Below are 20,150 nucleotides of genomic sequence, written 5' to 3'. Positions count from 1 at the left end.
GCATCGCGCCGTTCGAGGTCGAGGACCCGGCGATGTCCATGTACAGCCCCGAGTGGCGGGACTGCAGGAGATACCAGGTGCCGGTTTCGAGCGCCAGCGCTGGAGCGGTGACGACAAGGGACAGGGCTGCGGACACGGCCGCGCCGAGGAGGGCCGCCAGAGCGACCCTGAGTCTGCTGTTCTTCATGTTGTTCTCCAGGGGGAGGGTGCCGGGACGGCCCCAGGAATCTACGCACATACACGTATCGATTTATGGATGGCGCAGATCATAACCCGCTGAGAGCGATTGGACAAGCCCTCGAGCTCAGGCGGGCAGCAGCTCGGCGAGACGCTCGCGGGCCGAGGCGAGGTCGATCCCCTCGGCGGCGATCCATTCGTCGTCGAAATAGGTCGAGGCGTAGCGCTCACCGGAGTCGCACAGAAGCGTGACGATGCTGCCGCGCTGCCCCGCCTCGCGCATTTCGGCGATGATCGCCAGGGCCGCCACGAGGTTGGTGCCGGTCGAGCCGCCGAGCGGGCGGCCGAGCCGCTCCGAGGCCCAGCGCAGGCACGCGATCGAGTCGGCGTCGTCTATCTTCATCATCCTGTCGACCAGGTCGGGCAGGAAGGAGTCGGCGAAGTACGGGCGACCGACGCCTTCGATGCGCGAGCCGCGTGCGGCGGTGGCGCCGCGGTCGTCGTCCCTCCAGCCCGGGAAGTAGGCCGAGTGTTCGGGGTCGGCCACGCACAGCCGGGTCTGGTGGCAGCGGAAGCGGGTGTAGCGGCCGATGGTGGCCGAGGTGCCGCCGGTGCCGGCGCCGACGACGATCCAGGCGGGGACCGGGTGGGGCTCCAGGCGCATCTGGTCGAAGATCGACTCGGCGATGTTGTTGTTGCCCCGCCAGTCGGTGGCGCGCTCGGCGTAGGTGAACTGGTCCATGAAGTGGCCGCCTGTCTCGGCGGCGAGGCGCCCGGCCTCGGCGGTGGCCGCCGCCGGGGTTTCGGTGAGGTGGGCCTTGCCGCCGTAGAACTCGATCTGGGCGATCTTGGAGCGGCTGGTGGAGGCGGGCATGACAGCGATGAACGGCAGGCCGAGCATGCGGGCGAAGTAGGCCTCGCTGACGGCGGTCGAGCCGCTGGAGGCCTCGATCACGGTGGTTCCCTCGTCGATCCAGCCGTTGCAGATCGCATAGAGGAACAGCGAGCGGGCGAGGCGGTGCTTGAGCGAGCCGGTCGGGTGGACGGATTCGTCCTTGAGGTAGAGGTCGACGCCCCATGCGGCGGGCAGCGGGAACGGAAGCAGGTGGGTGTCGGCGCTGCGGTTGGCGTCGGCCTCGACGGTGGTGATGGCCCAGTGCGTCCAGGAGCGGGCGCGGCTGCGGTCAATCGACTCCATGCTCGTCCTCGCCGATCGGGATCGGCTGCGGTCGGTCTTCCCATTTCGTCGAGAGGGTGATGGTCGTTCTCGTCTGAGCGACACCGGGAATGCCGGAGATGCGGTGGATGAGGTGTTCCAGATCGGCCATCTTGGGGACGCGGACCTTGAGCTGGTAGCACTCGACGCCGGCGAGGAAGTAGCACGATTCGACCTGGGGAACGTCGTTGAGCCGGTCGTAGATTTTGATGTGCTCGGCGCTCGAGTCGGGGATGATGCCGATGAGGGCGGTTATGCCCAGTCCGATGGCCTCGGGGTCGACGACGGCCTGGTAGCCGATGATGACGCCGTTCTTCTCGAGTTTGGTCACTCGGTCCTGCACGGAGGGCGCGGTGAGACCGACCCGTCGCGCCAGTTCTGCGTAGGTCGTGCGGCCGTCGGCGCGCAGCAGGTTAAGGATTGTCCGATCGATCTCGTCCACTCGTCGAGGATAGCCAAAGTCTTTTCTCGGGGCCTGTGCCCAGACGATGCCCGACTACTCCTAGAGGGTCGAAATCAGCCCTGAGAGCCCTGGTCATACGCCTGGTACTTTCAGGCAAAACCTACCGGCCGAAAGTATGTCCAAGAACTCATGGCAGGTTTGACTGAATAGTGATGTAATGGGTTTAACCGCACTAAGTGAGTATTCATCACGGGGAGGATGGAATCATGGAGACCGAGGACCGCCTACTCACGCCTGGCGAAGTGGCCTCGCTGTTCCGCGTCGATCCCAAGACGGTGACGCGCTGGGCCGCGGCCGGTCGGATCGGCAGCATCCGTACACCCGGCGGTCACCGGCGGTTCCGCGAGTCGGAGGTGCGCGCACTGCTCGAAGGCGACGCCGGGGCGGCCGCGTCGTTCGAATCCGGCTCGAACCCGCAGTAGGCGACCGCAGGGACGCATCGAGGCCGCGAAGCCTCGCCGAGAAGAGAGGGCCGGAGCCCTCCACTCGACACAGACTTGGCATACAACCGAAGCCTGGCACCTCGAGCGCTGGTGCCGCGCAGCCCTCCTGGGCCCACCGAAGGGGCCCGGCCCAGGAAGAAGCGCGCGGCGACCGGCGTTTCTGTGTGCCCGCTTTCAGATATTTTGCTGCTTTTGGAATGAAATTCTGCCTCATGCGGAGGAATACTCACTTGTCGTCGTGACGCAGGACTTTCACGAAGCGCGCGCCGGTGGACCGACCCCGGTTCCCGCCGGCTGTCAGCACCCCGGAACGGCAGCGCCGGAAGGGACCTGTGTGACGGAACGAGTTCCCTTGCGCGGGAGCGGTTTCACAGGATCAAGCGCTTGCCGTTCGAAACCATCCTGAAATAACCGCACGAAAACCTTGACAGGCCATCCAAATATCGGAGATTATCAATACATCGCTTGGGAGCGCTTCCCTCGCCACGACCGAACCCTCGAACGATTTCGCAGTTGCCAGAACCCAGCGGGACCCCCATTCAGAGCCGCATCGCGGCAGGGACTACGAACACGAAGGATATCGAATTATGCAAGTACATCGAAGGCGTAAGCGGATAGCGGTCACCGGCATCGCCGTCGCAGCGCTCGGTGCCAGCGCTCTGACGATCGCCACGGCGAACCACGCGTCCGCCGAAGAAGGCTGCGAAGTCGACTACAACGTAGTCAGCAGCTGGGGCGGCGGCTTCCAGGCGAGCGTCACCATCACCGCGAACGAACCGATCAACGGCTGGAACATGAGCTGGGACTTCCCCAGCGGGACCACCGTCTCGAGCGCGTGGAACGTCGACTGGAGCCAGAGCGGCACGACGTTCACCGGTTCGGACGTCGGATGGAACGCCTCCATCGCCTCCGGAGAGAGCCGCGAGGTGTTCGGATTCGTCGGCAACGGCAGCTCCTCCGCTCCGGCGCAGATCTCCGTGAACGGCGACGTCTGCGATGGACAGGGCGGCGGCGGCGAGACGACCACCCCCGGCGAAGATCCGACGAGTCCCGGCACCGGAGATCCCGGCGACAAGGTCGACAACCCCTATGACGGCGCGCAGGTCTACGTCAACCCGATCTGGTCGGCCAACGCGGCTGCCGAGCCGGGCGGCGACGCGGTCGCCAACGAGCCCACCGGCGTATGGCTCGACCAGACCAGCGCCATCTACGGCAACGGTTCACCGACCACCGGCTCCTACGGACTGGCAGACCACCTCGACGAGGCCGTCTCCCAGGGCGCGGACCTCATCCAGATCGTCATCTACAACCTGCCCGGACGCGACTGCGCGGCGCTGGCCTCCAACGGCCAGCTCGGTCCGGACCAGATCGACGAGTACAAGACCGAGTACATCGACGAGATCGTCGACATCATGGGCGACCCGGCCTACGCCGACCTCAAGATCGTCAACGTCATCGAGATCGACTCGCTGCCGAACCTCGTCACCAACGTCTCCCCGCGCGAGACCGCGACCGCCAACTGCGATGAGATGCTGGCCAACGGCAACTACGAGGACGGCGTCTCGTACGCCGCCGCCGAGTTGGGCTCACTGCCGAACACCTACAACTACATCGACGCCGGCCACCACGGCTGGATCGGTTGGGGCGACCAGGACCCGCAGTACGACAACTTCCACGCCTCGGCGGAGCTGTTCGGCTCCCTCATCGGCCAGAACGGCATGACGGCCGACGACGTGCACGGGTTCATCTCCAACACCGCGAACTACTCGGTGCTGGAGGAGCCCTACTGGGAGGTCGACCAGAACGTCGGCGGCCAGCCGCTGAACCAGAACCCGGACCTGCCCTGGGTCGACTGGAACGACTTCAACAGCGAGAAGGACTTCACGCAGGCCTTCCGTGAGGAGCTTATCGACAACGGCTACAACCAGAACATCGGCATGCTGATCGACACCTCGCGCAACGGCTGGGGCGGCGACTACCGGCCCACCGGCCCGTCGAGCTCGAACGACCCGGTGGAGTTCGTCGACGAGTCGCGGATCGACCAGCGGATCCAGAAGGGCAACTGGTGCAACCAGGCCGGCGCGGGCCTCGGCGAACGTCCCCAGGCGTCGCCTGAGCCGTGGATCGACGCCTACGTGTGGATCAAGCCTCCGGGCGAGTCGGACGGTTCCTCGGAGCTCATCGACAACGACGAGGGCAAGGGCTTCGACGAGATGTGCGACCCCGACTACCAGGGCAACCCCCGCAACGGGAACAACCCCTCGGGAGCCAGGGACAACATGCCCATCTCGGGCCACTGGTCCTCCGAGCAGTTCCAGGAGCTGCTGGAGAACGCCTACCCGCCGATCAACTAGCACGGCGAGCGTCCCGGCTCCATGAGTGGCGGTGCCGGGACGCACAACAGACCGGATTCTCGGTTCCTTCCGAAGACGGGGCCCCGCGGGACGGCGGGGCCCCGTCCTATTCGCGTCGGTAGAGGCCGCCGAGCAGGTGGTCGATGACCTTCTCGCCGAGGCTCTCGGTCTCGAGTTCAGGCCAGTTGCCGTAGGTCTTGATCGACAGGATCGGGGCGACGAGCATGACCACGGACAGCTCGACGTCCATGTCGGGCCGCAGCTCGCCGCGTTCGATGCCGAGCCGGAAGACCCTCCGGACCAGGTCGCGGCGGCGCTCGTGGAACTCCTCGTGGAACTTCCGAAGCTCGGGGTTGGATCGCATCTCCAGCGCCACGCAGTTGAGCACCGCCTGCTCGCGATCGGTGAACTGCTTGCTCATACGCCTCACGATGGTGAGCAGGTCGTCGCGCACGGAGGTGTGCGGCAGTTCGATGTCGACCGGCGCCTTCAGGCTGTCGACGGCGACGGCGATGAGCTCCTCCTTGGAGGACCAGCGTCGGTAGATGGTGGCCTTGGAGACCCCCGAGCGCTCGGCGACCCGCTCCATCGAGACCTCCCCGGTGTTGCCCTCTTCTGCGATGAGGTCGAGGGCGGCCTGGATGATCGCGTTGCTGGCCTCGCTGCTGCGCGGCCGCCCCTTGACGGTCGGCTTGGCGCATCGCGATTGGTCGTCGAGCTGCTCGATGGGTTTCACGGCGCTATCTTCCCTCAGGCCTCGGTCATGGCCCGCTCGGCGGCCTGCTCGGACCGGGCCTCGGGTGTGCGGGGCCGCTTGCCCGGGAAGAACGCGGCGATGACGATCAGGCCGATGAGTCCGACGCCGACGGCGGTGAGAGCGGTGACGTGCAGGGCGGTGACGAACGATTCGTTCGCCGCCTGCGTGACCGCCCCGACCGCCTCCGCCGGAATGGCGCCGGTCTCGATTGCGCCGTAGGTGGAGGCGTAGGACTCCCTCGCCGCGTCTGGCAGCTGCGGGGCCGCGTCGGTGATCTCCGAACGGTAGGACTGGGCCATGACGGTGCCGAGCACGGCGACGCCGAGCGCGCCGCCGGTCTGGCGCAGAGTGTTGCCGAGGGCGGAGGCGACGCCGGCCCGCTCCTTGGACACCGAGGACATGAGCGTGTTCATCGCGGGCGGCATGAGGTTGGCCATGCCGGCGCCGGTGATGAAGAACAGGCCGATGACGACCCAGACCGAGGTCTCGGCGTCGAAGACGAGGCCGGTGACCGCGAAGTTCGTCATGACCAGCAGCATCGCGACGATGCCCACGGTCTTGGCGCCGAAGCGCTGGACCATGCCGTTCGACAGCGGCGCGAAGACGAGCATGGACGCGCCGAACGGAAGGAAGAGCAGTCCGGTCTCCAGCGGCGTGAAGCCCTTGAGCAGCTGGAGGTAGAAGGTCATGAAGAACATCAGGCCCATCATGCCGAAGAAGGTGAGCGTGATGATCGCCGAAGAGGCCGAGAAACGGGTGCTCTTGAACAGCTTCATGTCGAGCGAGGCGTACGGGATGTGCCGCTCCCACAGGACGAATCCGACCAGGATGAGCACGCCGAGAGCGATGGCTCCCCAGACCTCGACGCCGGTCCACGAGCCCGCGTCGCCGGCCTCGATGATGCCGTAGGTGAGGCTGACGAGGCCGAGCATGGACAGGGCCATCCCGACCAGGTCCGGCCTGGCCTGGCTGCCCTTGGACTCGGGGGCGAGGACGATGATCGCGATGATGCCGAAGATCACGATCGGCACGTTGATGAGGAAGACCGAGCCCCACCAGAAGCGCTCCAGGAGCGCGCCGCCGACGATCGGGCCGACGGCGCCGCCGATGCCGACCGCGCCGGTCCAGATGCCGAGGGCTTTGGGGAACTCCTTGTTGGAGAAGACGTCGCGCAGAAGCGAGAGCGTCGACGGCATCATGACGGCCGCGCCGGCGCCCATGAGGGCCCGGTACCAGATGAGCTGGTCGGGGGTCGCGGAGTAGGCCGACAGCAGCGAGGCGGTGCCGAAGACGACGAGGCCGATCAGGAGCATGCGCTTGCGGCCGACCCGGTCGCCGATGACGCCGGCGGCGAACAGGAGGCCGGCGAAGACGAGGGTGTAGGAGTTGATCATCCAGGCCAGTTCGCTCTGGCTGGCGCCGACGCCGTGGTTCGGGTCGGCGAGTGTCTTCATGGCGACGTTGAGGACGGTGTTGTCCAGGACGACGACGATGAGGCTGACGACCAGCACACCGAGGATCGCCCACCTTCTGGGGTGGCCGACGTCCTCCGAGGGCTGTGCCTCTTGTGCTGGGACGGAACCGGTTTCAGTCACGAGGTTTCCATTCTCGGTGGATTCGGGATCTGTTTCGGCCGGAGCGTCGCCCGGCGGTGGTGTTGCGTCTCAGACTAAGCCTTTTCGAAACGATACGGTACCGTATCGTAATGTGCGTCACATGAAAACCTACCGCCGACATGTGACAGGTCGACCCGCTCCGTCTTTCTGCGTCCCGGAGCGCCTCCGAAGGTGGTTGAATGGGCGTCGTGGCTGCGAAATTTCCGTATGACGACCTCCAGTCCTTCCTCGCTGCGCTCCAGGCCGACGGCGAGCTCAAACGCATCAGCGCCGAGGTGGACCCGAACCTGGAGATCTCCGAGATAACCCAGCGAGTCATCCGCAACGGCGGCCCCGCGCTGCTGTTCGACAACCCCTCCGGCAGCGACATACCGCTCGCGATCAACCTGTTCGGGACCCTCCCGCGCATGGCCAAGGCCCTCGGCGTCGACGACCTCGACCAGATCGGCGAACGCATCGGCGAACTGGCCAAACCCGACCTGCCCGTCGGATGGGCGGGCATCCGCGACGGCCTCGGCAAGCTCATGCAGCTGAAATCCGTACCGCCCAAGAAGATCCGCAGGGCCCCGTGCCAGGAGGTCGTGCTCAAGGGCGAAGACGTCGACCTCAACCTCCTGCCCGGACTCCAAGTATGGCCCGGCGACGGCGGCGTCTTCCACAACTTCGGACTCACGCACACCAAGCACCCCGAGACCGGCAAGCGCAACGTCGGCCTCTACCGGCTCCAGCAGCACGACGAGCGAACCATCGGCCTCCACTGGCAGATCCACAAGAACTCCACCGGCCACTACGCCGAGGCCGAACGGCGCGGCGAGCGGCTGCCCGTCGCCATCGCCATCGGGCCCGACCCGATCATGGCCTACGCCGCCACCGCGCCCCTCCCTCCCGACATCGACGAATACCTCTTCGCAGGGTTCCTGCGCGGCGAACGCGTCGAGATGGTCGACTGCCTGACCGTGCCGCTCCAAGTCCCCGCGACCTCGCAGATCATCCTCGAAGGCTGGGCCGAGCCCGGCGAGCGCCTCCCCGAAGGGCCCTTCGGGGACCACACCGGCTTCTACACGCCGGTGGAGCCGTTCCCGATCATGCACGTCGAAGCGATGACGATGCGCGAGAAGCCGATCTACCACACGATCATCACCTCGGCCCCGCCCCAGGAGGACTACGGGCTCGGCAAGGCCACCGAGCGGATCTTCCTGCCGCTCGTCAAGATCATGATCCCCGAGGTGGTCGACTACGACATGCCCGACGCCGGAGGCTTCCACAACTGCGTGATCGTCTCGATCGACAAGAAGTACCCCAAGCACGCCCAGAAGGTCATGAGCGCGATCTGGGGACTCCAGTTGATGAGCCTCACCAAGCTCATCGTCGTCGTCGACGCCGACTGCGACGTCCACGACTACCGCGAGGTGGCGTGGCGCGCGTTCGGCAACGTCGACTACGCGAAGGACCTCCAGGTGGCCGAAGGACCCGTGGACCACCTCGACCACGCCTCCTACCACCAGTTCTGGGGCGGCAAGGCCGGGATCGACGCGACCGCGAAGTGGCCCGAGGAGGGCTACACGCGCGGTTGGCCCGAGGAGACTCGGATGAGCTCGGCGGTGAAGGCCACCGTCGACCGCCGCTGGAAAGAGTACGGACTTGGCTGAACTCGCCCCCCACCCCAACCATGTGCGCGACTTCCTGAAGCTCGTCGCGTTCGAACACTCGATCTTCGCCCTGCCCTTCGCCTACCTAGCGACCCTGACCGTGATGGAGCTGGAGGACGCCTTCAGCTGGGGCGTGCTCGTACTCGTGACCGTCGCGATGGTCTCCGGGCGCACGCTCGCCATGGCCGCCAACCGGATCATCGACCGCAAGATCGACGCCGCCAACCCCAGGACGGCCCAACGCGAGCTCGTGACCGGGAAGATCTCACTGCGGACCGCCTATGCCGGCTGCGCGGTGAGCCTGGTCGTCTTCGTGACCGCTGCCGCGATGCTCAACCCGCTATGCCTGGCGCTGAGCCCCCTGGCCGTGGTCCCGCTGATCGTCTACCCGTACGCGAAGCGGTTCACCGACTACCCGCACGCGGTGCTGGGATTGGCCCAGATGGTCGCACCTGTGGGCGCATGGCTGGCGGTGACCGGCGACTTCGAAGGCTCAGGACCAGCGATCGTGCTGGGGCTGGCCGTGGGGCTGTGGATCGGCGGCTTCGACCTGATCTACGCCTGCCAGGACGCCGAAGTGGACAGAAGGATCGGAGTGAGGTCGACCCCGGCGAAGTGGGGCGTGCAGAGCGCGCTGACGGCGTCGACGGCGACGCACGTGGTGGCCTGGGTGATGTTCGCCTGGTTCGGGGCACTGACCGAGTTCGGGCTCCTGTACTGGCTCGCCCTGGTGCTGGTCGGCGCGGTCCTGGCGTGGGAGCACACCATCGTGAAGCCGAACGACCTGTCAAAGGTGAACCGGGCGTTCTTCACAGCGAACGGATTCGTGGCGATCGCGCTGTTCGTGTTCGCGCTGGCGGACCTCGCGCTCCGCTAGCGAGAACGCAGGCCGCCGGTTAAAGCGCATGCTCTGCCTCGGTGTTCTGACCACGTGGCGCTCTTCGAACCCGGCCTCGGTGGGGAGGAGACGATGGCGCGCGCCGAGCGGCTGCCCGAAGCGGCCCTGCATGAGCGCGTCGACGGCGAGTGGTCGTTCGTCGAGACGCTGCGGCACCTGGTGTTCGCGATGGACGTGTGGATCGGTCGGATGATCCGCGGCGAGCCGCGCCCGTTCCATCGGCTCGGATTGCCGCCGGAGTTCTATCCGGCCGATGGGGCGGCGGAGATCGGCATCGACCTGGAGGCACGGCCTTCGCTTGAGGAGGTGATGGCGGTCCGGGCGGACCGGATGGCCCAGGTCCGAGCGCACACCGGCGATGTCAGACCCCGAGATCTTGAGCCCTGACAGGTCCGAGCCGCGGATCACCGCGCCGGACAAGTCCACCGACTCGAACACCGCGCCCTTGAACTCGCCGGTGAGGTGATGAGTTGCAGTAGGCGGTCAGGTCCACCAATCTGAGGCATATGGACCAGGTCCAGCGTCTTACGGCACCGGTCTCGGGTTGCCCGAACCGATCCGTGCTTCAACCCCGCGCCCCAGCAATAGCACTTGTTTCAGCTTCGGCGAGCGCGCTCTTCCTTCAGTTGCAGGCCCACCAGCGGTAACACCCATCATGAGCAGATCTGAGCAAGCCATGGATGGGTTACTACGCTGACATACGCGAGAAATAGTGTCATACGTCACATAGTTACGGTTTGTAGTCATTGATCCATGGAATTCCGACACTTGTAAACTCGATCATCTGCTCCCGAGGTCTATCGCTACGGATCGTAGTCATTGCAATTGAGATAAGCGTCGATTCGAACTTTGTGGTTGCGATAGCACGCACCTGCCGGTAGGATTCCGAATTGTTGAAAGCGCTCGCATACCCCGCGAGCAAGATCCCAAACACAGAAGGGCCCCGCACCCCTCGCCGACCACTCCTGTCAACCGGATGCCTTGTAGGGACTCAGCCGGATCCAGCCCTCCGTCTGTATTCATTCCTCTGAAGTGGAGATTCAACGCAATCTGAACCGGTTCGGCGGTGTGGAAGTGTTCCATCGCTGTTTGGCTTATTGCATCCTGCGAAGCGCCGGGTGGAAACGAAGCCGATTGAAGCCGCTCGCATCGAAGTTAGGGTGATTTCGAATATGGCCGACAATCCTCAGGGGACCACGAGGCAGATTGAAGAGATCCTGGGAGAGCTTGCCGACGGATCCAACGAGCCCTCGCAGCATCAAGCCGAAAGCAACTTGCGGCTAGTAATGTCGTTCCTGCAGAACAACGATTACTCTGCATCGGCGATCAAGACCACTTCCGTTCTCTCCGAGAACGCGAAGATCATGGTCCTGCAGCAGTACTTCGAACATGTCGAATCTGAAAGCCACTTCACGACGTATAACGAAGAGGCCGTCGGCCGCCTGCTTTCGGGCTGGTTCGGGATCGAGCTGCGTCCGCAGCGCACGCGCACCGCCACCGGAGATCAGCGGATCGCCGATCGGCCTGCCATTCCGGGTCGAGCTGGGAACACGGGCATCTACCGGGCGTCATTCGGCGATACCGAGATCTACTTCTACATGAGCGCTGAGAAGCACGAGCACGTCGAAGGGCTCATCGAGCTCGTCACCGACAATCTCGTCCTCACGACCGAAGCGACCTCTCCTCCGTGCGAGGTTTCCGAATTCGTACCACTGTGGCTGAGCAATCGCGACCGCAGCCGCGAGGACTACTACATCGACGATTCCAGCAGCCACCACCTGGAGGACTATTTCGCGAGCCAGGTCGCGGACGTCGAGGACGCACTGGGCGTGCGGATCCAGCATCCGTCCAAAGAGATGGCCATCGTGGCGAACGGCGACGGTCTCCGGTTCCACCGCGACCGTCTGGTGAAGCAGTATCGCGACCTGGCGCGGATCCCGAACGGGGAACGGGACTACCGACTGGTCCAGGACCTCACGCTCATCGACTGGGACATGCAGGACGGCACGGTCTCCGGCACCGCCTTCGAGCACCCGAACGGCGATCGATACCTCTTCCCTCTGTACCCCGGCGAATCAGTGGGGATGTTCTTCAGCGAGGTTCCCCGGTTTCCCGGACCGATGATGCTGCCCTACCACTGCGCACTCCCCATCATGGACGCGGCCGGCGACAAGACCGCGGGCACCGCGAAAGGCAAGCGGTTCAACACGCTGGTGCGCGGATACGCCAAGGCCGACGAAGTCGACGCCCTCGATGAGCAGGCTCAGGTCCTCGATCTGGGAGAGCCGGTCGAAGGGCCGGATGGAGCACGAACCTACGGTCAAGGTTTCGACGTCTTCCAACCCGGCCCGATACCTGTGACCGAAGCGGTCGCCGTGCGGGTCGTCGAAGGCCGATCGGCATCGCTCTCCCTTACCGAGTTGGACGCGGCCGCCAACAGCGACCTGATTCACGCGGTCACGGACGCGAGTCCCGAGTCCGTGTCCGTGTATCGGGTCGAGAAGTACAGCGCAGGCTTCTCCGAACTCCACGTCATCCCGGGAATCGAGGATGCCGGCGAGATCGTCATCGTGAACCGCAATGAGCAGACATCGATCGCGGCCGTGAGATATCCGCTCGCGTTCGACTTCCTCGATCGTGACATTCCATGGATCCAGATGATCGCGATGCGGACCTCCGCATGCACGCGCATCTCGAGCGATCGCATCGGAGCGCTGAGGATCTCACCGCCGGAGAAGGTGCTCCACAAGCCGGCCGTCCTGGACTCGTTCTACCCCTTCGAATACGCCGAGCCAAGAGAACCGAACGTCCTCGACATCATCGTCGTTCGATGAACCATCCCGCAAGAACAATGCCGCAAAGCTTACATTGGAGGAACCAATGACCGACGAATCGCGATTCGCCGAGAAGACGACGCTGCACCTTCGCAACCTGGCGACCAAGAGCGACGCCATCAAGACCATGTACTCCTTCAACCCGGAGTTCGAGGACGTCCCCGCGGACACCGGTCGCGACCTGCTCAACGAGAAGACGAACAGCCCGCTCTTCGGAACCGTCCGCAAATTCGACGGACGCCTCCTGGTGCTGCTCTCCTACACCTGCGCCGCGAACTGCCGGTACTGCGAAAGGCAGGACCGAGTCGGGGTCGGACTCGACCGCGTGGGCCGTCTCCGGCCCGACCAGATCGACGATGTCATCACCTATATCGCCAACGACCCGTCCCTCTACGAGATCATCCTCAGCGGCGGCGACCCGCTGATGAACCCGAAGGGCATGGAACAGGTCTTCGACAGCATGCGCGAATTGGACCACATCAAGGTCCTGCGCATCCACACTCGGTTCCCGATGCAGTCGCCGCAGCAGGTCAACCTCGACTTGATGCGCCGGTTGGCCACCGCGAAGCCGACCGTCTACCTGAGTCTGCACATCGACCACCCCGACGAGCTGACCCCTGAAGTGAAGGAGCTCATCCGGGAGTTCCGTGCGATGGGGTACATCCTCATCAGCCAGAGCGTCTTCTTGAAGGGCGTGAACGACGACGTCGAGACGCTGCACGACATGTTCCTCCAGCTGTTCCAGCTCGGCGTCCGGCCCTACTACATCTACCACTGCCAGAGGATCGTGACGACCGAGCGCTTCGAGATGGACTTCGAAGACGAGGTCCGGATCATGTCCGAACTCCGCGAGAGAATGAGCGGACTCGCGTTCCCCCAGCATGTGCTCGACCTCCCGGGCGCGCGAGGCAAGGTGGTCGTTCCCACGAACCACTGGAAGTGGGACCGGTCGGTCGTACACGACTTCGATGAACTCCCCCTCGACACCGACTCGTGGAAAGTGATCGAGGAAGGCTAGGTCGCCGGCAGATGGAAGTAGTCTTTCTCAGCTACATTCCGGAAGTCGAGAACGTGGGCGAAGCGATGCTCGCCCAGGCGAGCGCCAATCTCGAGTCCCGGGAGAGCATAGACCGGCTGGTCGAGCACCTCCGGCGCTATGTGCCCTCGATGCAGGCGGTCGACGCCGGGGACGCCCACTGGCCCGAACTCGTCGACGGCAAGACGGTGTTCAACTATACCTACGGGTTCGGGCTGCTCAACGAAAGCGTCCGGCCGACGCTCGTCCTCGAGGGCAGGGGTATCCCGTACGCGGGGGCGACGCCGTTCGGTCTGTACATGAGTGCGAACAAGCCGCACGCCTCGGCGCTGATGCGCAGCCACGGGTTCTCCTGTCCCCGAGAGGAACTCGTCGTCGGTCCCCTTTCCACGGACCAAGCCGGGCGTCTGACGGAGGCCTTCTCGGGGGCTTCTCATCTGGTGGTCAAGCCCGCATATGAGGAATCGAGCATCGGCCTCGCCCTGGTGCCGAACGAGGAGAAGGAGCTGTCCGCAGCCGTCGGGGGATTGCACGACGCACTGCGCCAGCCGATCCTCGTCCAGGAGTACATCGACGGAGTGGACGTCACGGTCCCCGTGATCGGACGCAGCCGCAGCAGCTGCCTCCCTGCCGTGGCGCTGCGCCACGACCGGCTGCATTCGGGCGGCCCGTTCGTCTTCGACGCGATGGGCAAGGCCAGCAAGGCGGGAGTGCACTACGAATCGGTAGAGGATTGGCCGCAGGCCCTGCGGAAGGAGCTGTACGCGATGGTGGAGACGGCCTTCGCGGCGCTCGGCCTGCGGGACTACGCGCGCCTGGACTGCCGCGTGACTCCCGACGGCCGCTGCCACTTCCTGGAGATGAACGCGAATCCCCAACTCGGACTGGACAAGGCGTCCTTCGCGGTCTCGGCTCGGGCCGCCGAGCTGACGGTCGGACGGGTCATCCAGATGGTGCTCGACGACGCCGCGCCGCCGTACGGGACATCGCCGCTGGCCATCGGCAGATGAAGGCCGCTGCGAAGCAATCCGGACGACGGGACCATTCAAAGCAGAGGGAGACCATGCCACGGGAACAACTGGAGGAACAGCGCATCGCCATGTGGTCCGTACCGCGGGCGCTCTCGACCGCGATGCTGCGAGCCTGGGAGAGCCGAAGCGATACGGCCGTCCTCGACGAGCCCTTCTACGGCTGCTTTCTCAAGGAGACCGGGGCCGATCGGCCGGGGCGCGAGGAGTCCCTGGCCATGATGGAGACCGACAGCGCCGCCGTGGTCGCGGACCTGCAGGGGCCCATCCCGGACGGCAAGTCCATATGGTTCCAGAAGCACCACTCGCTGCACCTGCTGCCGACCACGCCGCGGGAGTGGATGGACGGCATGGCCCATTTCCTCCTCATCCGCCATCCGAGTCTGGTGGCCGCTTCCTACCACCGGATCCGCCCCGACATGACCGCGCACGACCTGGGCTGGCGGGAACTGGCGGAGGTCCATGACCTGCTCTCCGCCAGAACCGGTCAGGCGCCGCCAATCCTGGACGCCTCCGATCTCCTCTCGGACCCCGAAAGCCATCTCGAAGCGCTGTGCGAAGCGCTCGGCGTGCCCTTCGATCCGGGCATGCTCGCCTGGCCCTCGGGGCGGAGGGCGACCGACCCTTCGCTCGGCGACCCGTGGTACGCGACCGTGCAGACCTCCACCGGCTTCATCGCCGACGAGGAACGGAAGCACGCCTCCGAGACACCTGAAGACACCGAAGCAATGCAGCAGGTCGTGGACGCCTGCCTCCCCTTTTACGAGCAGCTCCACGCCAAGCGCCTAACCACGAGCGGCAGTTGAGAATCATGGAAAGCACCTTTCGCGACGTCCTGGCGGCACTGTGGCTGGAAGTGCTCGGCCAGCCTCCGGGAAGACCGGTCGCCGACGACGAGAAGTTCTTCGAACTCGGCGGCAGCTCAGTGCAGGTGATCATGCTGCACGCCCTCATCGAGGAGCGGACGGGCGCCGAGGTGGACATCGTCGAACACTTCGACGTCCTACTGGGCAAGGACTTCTCCGGCCTCGTCGAGCTCATCAGCGCGAACGCCCCGCAACCGGACCCGCCCCGCGGCACGGAACGCGACCAAGTCCGCATCGGCGAACGGATCGCCGTCCTGGCCGCCGATCGGCCTGACCGGCCCGCCGTCATCATGGTCCGACCCAACGGCGACGAGACCGCCGTGACATGGGGCGATCTGGAACGGCGGAGCAACGCCGCCGCACACGTCCTGCAGGAGGCCGGCGCAAGCGGCGACAGCGTCGTGGTCGTCAGCCTTCCCAACGGGATCGCGCACATCACGGCCACACTCGCGGCATGGAAGCTCGGTGCCCTGGTGCTGCCGGTGAACCCGGCGCTGCCGGACCGGGAACACGCCGCTGTGCTCAAGAAGCTCCCCGACGCCATCGTCATCGGCAACCGGCCGGGAGACCTCGCCCCCGGCCCGCTGCTCGCCGGAACCGACGAAACCCCGCCGCCACCTCGCGGCACCCCGTGGTCGGCGGTGCTGAGCGGCGGCAGCACGGGCACCCCCCGGGTCATCCGGCGTCGCCACCCGTGGCTGTACGACCCGGACGCGCCCGCGCCGGCGGGATACCGGCTGCCAGGCATGCGTCCCGACCAGACCCAGCTCGTCTCCCTGCCGATGTATCACGGGGGCTTCCTCGAACTCCACAACGGACTGGCCATGGGCCACCGCGTCGTCGTCATGGAGATGTTCTCACCGCGGCTCTTCCTGGAGCTCATCGAACGGCACCGGGTGAACTTCCTCGTGACGGTGCCGACGATCATGCGGACCGTGGCCTCGGTGAAGGACGCCGACACCTTCGACCTCAGCAGCGTCGAAGTCCTGTACCACCAGTCAGGCCCCTGCCCCCCGTCCGTCAAGCGGCGGTGGCTGGAGCTCCTGCCTCCCGAGCGCGTCTACGAGGATTACGGCTCGACCGAGAACATCGGCTTCACCAGGATCCGAGGGGACGAGTGGCTCGCCCACCCCGGGAGCGTGGGCCGGCCCGCCGACGGCGTGGTCGTCCGCATCCTCGACGAAGACGGGAACCGGCTGCCCCCCGGAACGATCGGCGAGATCTTCCTGAGCGCCCCCGGAGCGACCCAGCCGCTGTACCTCGGCGGCGGCCCGCAGCTGCGCGAACACGACGGATTCCGGTCCGTCGGCGATCTCGGCCACCTCGATGAGGACGGCTACCTGTACCTCGCGGACCGGCGCAAGGACGCCATCAACGTCGGCGGAGTGACGGTGTATCCCGCCGAGATCGAGGCGGTACTGCTCGACCTGGCAGGCGTGGCCGACGCGGCAGTGGTCGCCCGCCCCCACGACGCTCTCGGCCAGCGTCCCCACGCGCTCCTGGTACGAGCCGAAGGCAGCCCCGTTCCAAGCCAGGCCGACGCCGAAGCGCACTGCGCCGCCCACCTGGCCACGGCCAAGCGGCCCGCGTCGTACGAGTTCGTCCCCAGCCTGCCCCGGAACGAAGCCGGGAAACTGCGCCGCAGCGAGTTGTGAGGAGGACGCGTACGACATGACCAACACCGGAAACCGAGACGGGCTCATCGAGTTCGCCGCACAGAGCCCGCCGCGAAGCGGCCCCCTGACCGCCGGTCAGCGGTACATGTGGGACATCATCGCCGACCTCAGCCCTCATGACGAGCACCTGAACCTGCAGCAGGTCCTGGAGGTGCCGCCCGGCCGCACCTTGGATGCGGTGCGGACCGCGCTGCGACGCCTGATCGAGACGCACGAGTCAATGCGCACCGCGTTCACCGTCGACGCCGAAGGCGAGCCCGTGCAGCGCGTCGTGCCGCGTGGCACGGTCCCGCTTCGCGTCGTCGAAGCGGGGGACAGGCCCACCGCAGGCGTCGCCGAGTCGGTGTCCGAGGAGAGCGCCGCCCGTCGATTCGACCTCGCCGTGGACCTGCCCGTCAGGATCTCCGTCGTATGCCAGGCCGGCCGGCCGACCCATGTGGTGCTGGCGATGAGCCATCTCGTAGCGGACCGGTGGGGTACCCGCGTGCTGCTCGAACAGCTCAGTGAGCGGCTCGCCGACGAAGCGGCATCGCCCGTCAGTGAAGCGTGGCAGCCGCTGGACCAAGTCGCCTACGAGGCCTCACCGGACGGCATCGCCCAGAGAGCCCGAGCCGCGGACTTCCTCAGAAGCCGACTGCGCGACTTCCCCGAGCGGCTGTTCCCCGTAGAACGGCATGCCCCCCAGCCGGAACGCTACTGGGCGGGTTGGCTGCGATCCGCAGCAGTCGACCCGGCCTCCCAAGCGCTCGCCGGACGCTGGGGCGTCAGCGCATCGGCGGTACTGCTGGCAGCCGCCTTCCACACCTTGCACCGGCTGACCGGCGTCACGGAGTTCGGTCTGGCGATGCGCACGTTCAACCGATTCCAGATCCGAACGCAGCAGGCCGTCGGGCATTTCGCGCAGGACATCCCCGTGCTGCTCCGCGATCCAGTCCGTCCACTTGAGGCGGTCGCCCGCGATGCGCAGATGGAACTGAGAAACACGATGCGCTGCACCCACTTCTGGCCGCCGGAACTCGTCCGCATCAAGGATGAGGTCGTCGCGGAACGCGGTTACGCGCTATCCGTGGACGCGGCCGTCAACCACGCCGCCTCGCCGACGTCGACGGCGCCGCCGAGTGCTGAGACGGTGCAGGCGCTACGGGGTGCCGAGGCACCCGGACCCCGATTCGAATGGGTCATGAAGCGGCGCGAGGAGAAGATCACGTTCCTGCTTTCAGCCGACGCCGCAGGGCTGTCGCTGCTCGCCGACACCACCCATCTGCGGCCAGAGCACATCGAGGAGTACCTGTACGCCCTGGAGAGTCAGCTTCTCGACCATGTGTCAGGGTCCGTCGACCAGGCGAAAACGGGCCGCGCATGACGGCGCCTCCGCTCGGGCTCGCCGCCGACGACAGGCCCGGAGCCCACCCCCGCCCGGCCGTCGCCGTGCTGGGGTGGCTCGTCCGCGCCCAATGGCGCACCATCGTGCTCGGCGCGGTCATCTCCTGTCTCTTCCTCGGCACCCAGCAGCTCATCCCCTACATTGTCGGCCGGGCGCTCGACGAAGGCGTCGTCGCCGGGGACGCCGACCAGTTGCACCGATGGACACTGGCGCTCGCCGCTGTCGTGGGCATGGCCACCCTCAGCGGCATCCTCAGCCACATCGTGGTCATCCGCAGCATCGTCGACGCCATTCTGCGCTCGCAGAAGTGCCTGGTGGAGAGCGTCCTCAGGATCGGCTCCCCACTGCATTCGCGCGTCGACCGCGGCGAGGTCGTCACGATCGCGGCATCGGACGCGTTCACCTTCGGCATGTTCGTCGGCAACATCGGCATGCTCTGCGCCTCGCTCTTCGCGTTCGGCGTCGCCGTGACACTGCTCGCGAGCCAGTCGTGGATGTTCGTACTCGCCGTAGGTGTCGGCATGCCCGCAATGTTCGCCGCGCTGCGGCCGATCTTCCTGCGGCTGGAAGCCCGGCAGGACGTCCTTCGACAGCGGATCGCCGAGCAGACCGACATCGCCACCGACGCCGTTGCCGGCCTGCGGGTCCTCAGAGGCGTCGGCGGCGAGGCCCACTTCGTTCGCCGGTACCGGGACGCCTCCAGGGCCACCCTTCGTGCCGGCGTGCGGGCCGGACACACCGGCGCCCTGCTGGCCGCCGCCCAGACGGTACTGCCCGGCGTGCTGCTCATCGCCCTGTTGTGGCTCGGCATCCGGCTGGCGCTGGCGGGCACCATCAGCGCCGGCCAGTTCGCGGCCCTGTTCGGTTACCTGATCTTCCTGACACGTCCGCTGGCGTTCACCATCATGACCGTCGACGCCTTGACCAAAGCCGTAGTCGCGTCCCGGCGCCTCACCGCTGTGACCGGCGCAGCCGAGGCTGTCCAGCCTGGGTCGCAGCCCGGCGGCCGCGAGCCGCAATGGCCCGAGGCGGCCCCCCTGATCGACCCGACGACCGGAGTCGTCGTCGAACCCGGAAGGCTGACCGGCGTCACCGCGACGTCCGCCGGGCTGCTCGACGGACTGCTGGACCGCCTCAGCGGGCTCGAGCACCCCTCGCACCCCGCGCGCATCGGGGACCTGGAACTCACCTCGTTCCCGACTCGCATCGTCCGCCAACGCATACACCTCCTTTCTGTCCGGACGCGGCTGTTCAGCGGCAACCTGCGCGAGCAGCTCGATGTGGACGGATCGAGGAGCGACACCGAGATCATGGCCGCCCTGCATGCCGCGTCGGCCGTCGACATCGTCGGCGTCGACCCGTCCCGGCTCGAGGACGACGCTCCCCCCTCCGACAGCTTCGATCTCGACCTCGTCGTGGAAGAGCGGGGCCGGAACTACTCCGGCGGCGAGCGGCAGCGATTGCTGCTCGCCCGCTCGCTGCTGACCCGGGCCGACATCCTCCTCCTGGACGATCCGGCGTCGGCCTGCGACGCCCAGACCGAGGCGCGCATCGCCGATCGGCTCGCCCGGCACCGCGCCGGTTCCACCACCGTGGTCGTCACCAGCGCACCACAGCTCCTCGCCTCATGCGATCGCATTGTGTTCCTCGGCGACGGCGACGGCGGCACCGCGATCATCGAAGGCACCCACGCCGAGCTGATTCGCCACGCCGAATACCGCCGTGCGACGAGCCGGTGAGCACCCCACAAGGT

The 20,150-nt window shown here is 66.3% G+C and carries 16 protein-coding genes and 1 pseudogene; 12 read left to right on the top strand and 5 right to left on the bottom strand.

Annotated features, from left to right (window positions below):
• The 3 genes and pseudogenes from L0U85_RS13130 to L0U85_RS21350 all read right to left on the bottom strand — a co-directional run.
• Nucleotides 1-187, bottom strand: a pseudogene (locus L0U85_RS13130) (RICIN domain-containing protein); the annotation flags it as partial.
• Between the two features lie 117 nt (nucleotides 188-304).
• Nucleotides 305-1,375 (bottom strand): PLP-dependent cysteine synthase family protein, encoded by a 1,071-nt coding sequence (locus tag L0U85_RS13125; RefSeq protein WP_241378213.1) that lies wholly within the window; start codon nucleotides 1,373-1,375, stop codon nucleotides 305-307.
• A complete protein-coding gene (locus L0U85_RS21350; protein WP_241378212.1) occupies nucleotides 1,362-1,835 on the bottom strand; it encodes an Lrp/AsnC family transcriptional regulator in 474 nt (157 codons plus the stop codon). Before L0U85_RS21350 ends, L0U85_RS13125 begins: the two co-directional genes overlap by 14 nt.
• A 227-nt stretch (nucleotides 1,836-2,062) precedes the next feature.
• On the opposite strand from L0U85_RS21350, the gene L0U85_RS13115 reads away from it, so the two are divergent.
• Nucleotides 2,063-2,278: a BldC family transcriptional regulator gene (locus L0U85_RS13115; RefSeq protein WP_241378211.1), complete on the top strand. Its 216-nt coding sequence runs from the start codon at nucleotides 2,063-2,065 to the stop codon at nucleotides 2,276-2,278.
• Nucleotides 2,279-2,886: 608 nt separating this feature from the next.
• The gene (locus L0U85_RS13110; protein WP_241378210.1) at nucleotides 2,887-4,653 is read left to right on the top strand and encodes a glycoside hydrolase family 6 protein; all 1,767 of its coding nucleotides are present in this window, start codon (nucleotides 2,887-2,889) and stop codon (nucleotides 4,651-4,653) included.
• A 106-nt stretch (nucleotides 4,654-4,759) separates the two neighbouring features.
• On the opposite strand, the gene L0U85_RS13105 is transcribed toward L0U85_RS13110, so the two are convergent.
• Nucleotides 4,760-5,389: a TetR/AcrR family transcriptional regulator gene (locus tag L0U85_RS13105; protein ID WP_241378209.1), complete on the bottom strand. Its 630-nt coding sequence runs from the start codon at nucleotides 5,387-5,389 to the stop codon at nucleotides 4,760-4,762.
• Nucleotides 5,390-5,403: 14 nt separating this feature from the next.
• Complete coding sequence (locus tag L0U85_RS13100; RefSeq protein WP_241378208.1) at nucleotides 5,404-7,005, bottom strand: MFS transporter; 1,602 nt, start codon at nucleotides 7,003-7,005, stop codon at nucleotides 5,404-5,406.
• Between the two features lie 200 nt (nucleotides 7,006-7,205).
• On the opposite strand from L0U85_RS13100, the gene L0U85_RS13095 reads away from it, so the two are divergent.
• From L0U85_RS13095 to L0U85_RS13050, 10 genes are all read left to right on the top strand, one after another.
• Nucleotides 7,206-8,675 (top strand): menaquinone biosynthesis decarboxylase, encoded by a 1,470-nt coding sequence (locus L0U85_RS13095; RefSeq protein ID WP_277605762.1) that lies wholly within the window; start codon nucleotides 7,206-7,208, stop codon nucleotides 8,673-8,675.
• Nucleotides 8,668-9,552 carry a menaquinone biosynthesis prenyltransferase MqnP gene (gene mqnP / locus L0U85_RS13090; RefSeq protein ID WP_241378206.1) on the top strand — a complete coding sequence of 295 codons (885 nt, stop codon included), beginning with the start codon at nucleotides 8,668-8,670 and terminating at the stop codon, nucleotides 9,550-9,552. Before L0U85_RS13095 ends, mqnP begins: the two co-directional genes overlap by 8 nt.
• A 93-nt stretch (nucleotides 9,553-9,645) precedes the next feature.
• Nucleotides 9,646-9,960 carry a DinB family protein gene (locus tag L0U85_RS13085; protein WP_241378205.1) on the top strand — a complete coding sequence of 105 codons (315 nt, stop codon included), beginning with the start codon at nucleotides 9,646-9,648 and terminating at the stop codon, nucleotides 9,958-9,960.
• An 899-nt stretch (nucleotides 9,961-10,859) separates the two neighbouring features.
• Nucleotides 10,860-12,407 carry a hypothetical protein gene (locus L0U85_RS13080; protein WP_241378204.1) on the top strand — a complete coding sequence of 516 codons (1,548 nt, stop codon included), beginning with the start codon at nucleotides 10,860-10,862 and terminating at the stop codon, nucleotides 12,405-12,407.
• A gap of 46 nt (nucleotides 12,408-12,453) precedes the next feature.
• Nucleotides 12,454-13,425, top strand: a complete 972-nt coding sequence (locus L0U85_RS13075) for a radical SAM protein (protein ID WP_241378203.1) — start codon at nucleotides 12,454-12,456, stop codon at nucleotides 13,423-13,425.
• Nucleotides 13,426-13,436: 11 nt separating this feature from the next.
• The gene (locus tag L0U85_RS13070; protein WP_241378202.1) at nucleotides 13,437-14,453 is read left to right on the top strand and encodes an ATP-grasp domain-containing protein; all 1,017 of its coding nucleotides are present in this window, start codon (nucleotides 13,437-13,439) and stop codon (nucleotides 14,451-14,453) included.
• A 53-nt stretch (nucleotides 14,454-14,506) separates the two neighbouring features.
• Nucleotides 14,507-15,277 carry a sulfotransferase gene (locus L0U85_RS13065; RefSeq protein WP_241378201.1) on the top strand — a complete coding sequence of 257 codons (771 nt, stop codon included), beginning with the start codon at nucleotides 14,507-14,509 and terminating at the stop codon, nucleotides 15,275-15,277.
• 5 nt (nucleotides 15,278-15,282) lie between these two features.
• Nucleotides 15,283-16,992, top strand: coding sequence for an AMP-binding protein (locus L0U85_RS13060; protein WP_241378200.1), 1,710 nt, complete (start codon nucleotides 15,283-15,285; stop codon nucleotides 16,990-16,992).
• 16 nt (nucleotides 16,993-17,008) lie between these two features.
• Nucleotides 17,009-18,376 carry a condensation domain-containing protein gene (locus tag L0U85_RS13055; RefSeq protein WP_241378199.1) on the top strand — a complete coding sequence of 456 codons (1,368 nt, stop codon included), beginning with the start codon at nucleotides 17,009-17,011 and terminating at the stop codon, nucleotides 18,374-18,376.
• Nucleotides 18,373-20,136, top strand: a complete 1,764-nt coding sequence (locus L0U85_RS13050; protein ID WP_241378198.1) for an ABC transporter ATP-binding protein — start codon at nucleotides 18,373-18,375, stop codon at nucleotides 20,134-20,136. The genes L0U85_RS13055 and L0U85_RS13050 overlap by 4 nt, the downstream gene beginning before the upstream one ends.
• Nucleotides 20,137-20,150: the final 14 nt, after the last annotated feature.

The sequence above is a fragment of the Glycomyces sp. L485 genome (assembly GCF_022548875.1).
Lineage (GTDB): Bacteria > Actinomycetota > Actinomycetes > Mycobacteriales > Micromonosporaceae > Glycomyces.
Note: the sequence above shows the minus strand (reverse complement) of the source record. Positions and strands in the feature narration are given on the sequence as shown.

Coding starts and splice junctions, on each gene's coding strand:
- L0U85_RS13060 (WP_241378200.1), top strand. CDS start 15,283: ATGGAAAGCACCTTTCGCGACGTCCTGGCGGCACTGTGGCTGGAAGTG.
- L0U85_RS13075 (WP_241378203.1), top strand. CDS start 12,454: ATGACCGACGAATCGCGATTCGCCGAGAAGACGACGCTGCACCTTCGC.
- L0U85_RS13080 (WP_241378204.1), top strand. CDS start 10,860: ATGTCGTTCCTGCAGAACAACGATTACTCTGCATCGGCGATCAAGACC.
- L0U85_RS13065 (WP_241378201.1), top strand. CDS start 14,507: ATGCCACGGGAACAACTGGAGGAACAGCGCATCGCCATGTGGTCCGTA.
- L0U85_RS13125 (WP_241378213.1), bottom strand. CDS start 1,375: ATGGAGTCGATTGACCGCAGCCGCGCCCGCTCCTGGACGCACTGGGCC.
- L0U85_RS13050 (WP_241378198.1), top strand. CDS start 18,373: ATGACGGCGCCTCCGCTCGGGCTCGCCGCCGACGACAGGCCCGGAGCC.
- L0U85_RS13070 (WP_241378202.1), top strand. CDS start 13,437: ATGGAAGTAGTCTTTCTCAGCTACATTCCGGAAGTCGAGAACGTGGGC.
- L0U85_RS13095 (WP_277605762.1), top strand. CDS start 7,206: ATGGGCGTCGTGGCTGCGAAATTTCCGTATGACGACCTCCAGTCCTTC.
- L0U85_RS13110 (WP_241378210.1), top strand. CDS start 2,887: ATGCAAGTACATCGAAGGCGTAAGCGGATAGCGGTCACCGGCATCGCC.
- L0U85_RS13115 (WP_241378211.1), top strand. CDS start 2,063: ATGGAGACCGAGGACCGCCTACTCACGCCTGGCGAAGTGGCCTCGCTG.
- L0U85_RS13055 (WP_241378199.1), top strand. CDS start 17,009: ATGACCAACACCGGAAACCGAGACGGGCTCATCGAGTTCGCCGCACAG.
- L0U85_RS13085 (WP_241378205.1), top strand. CDS start 9,646: ATGGCGCGCGCCGAGCGGCTGCCCGAAGCGGCCCTGCATGAGCGCGTC.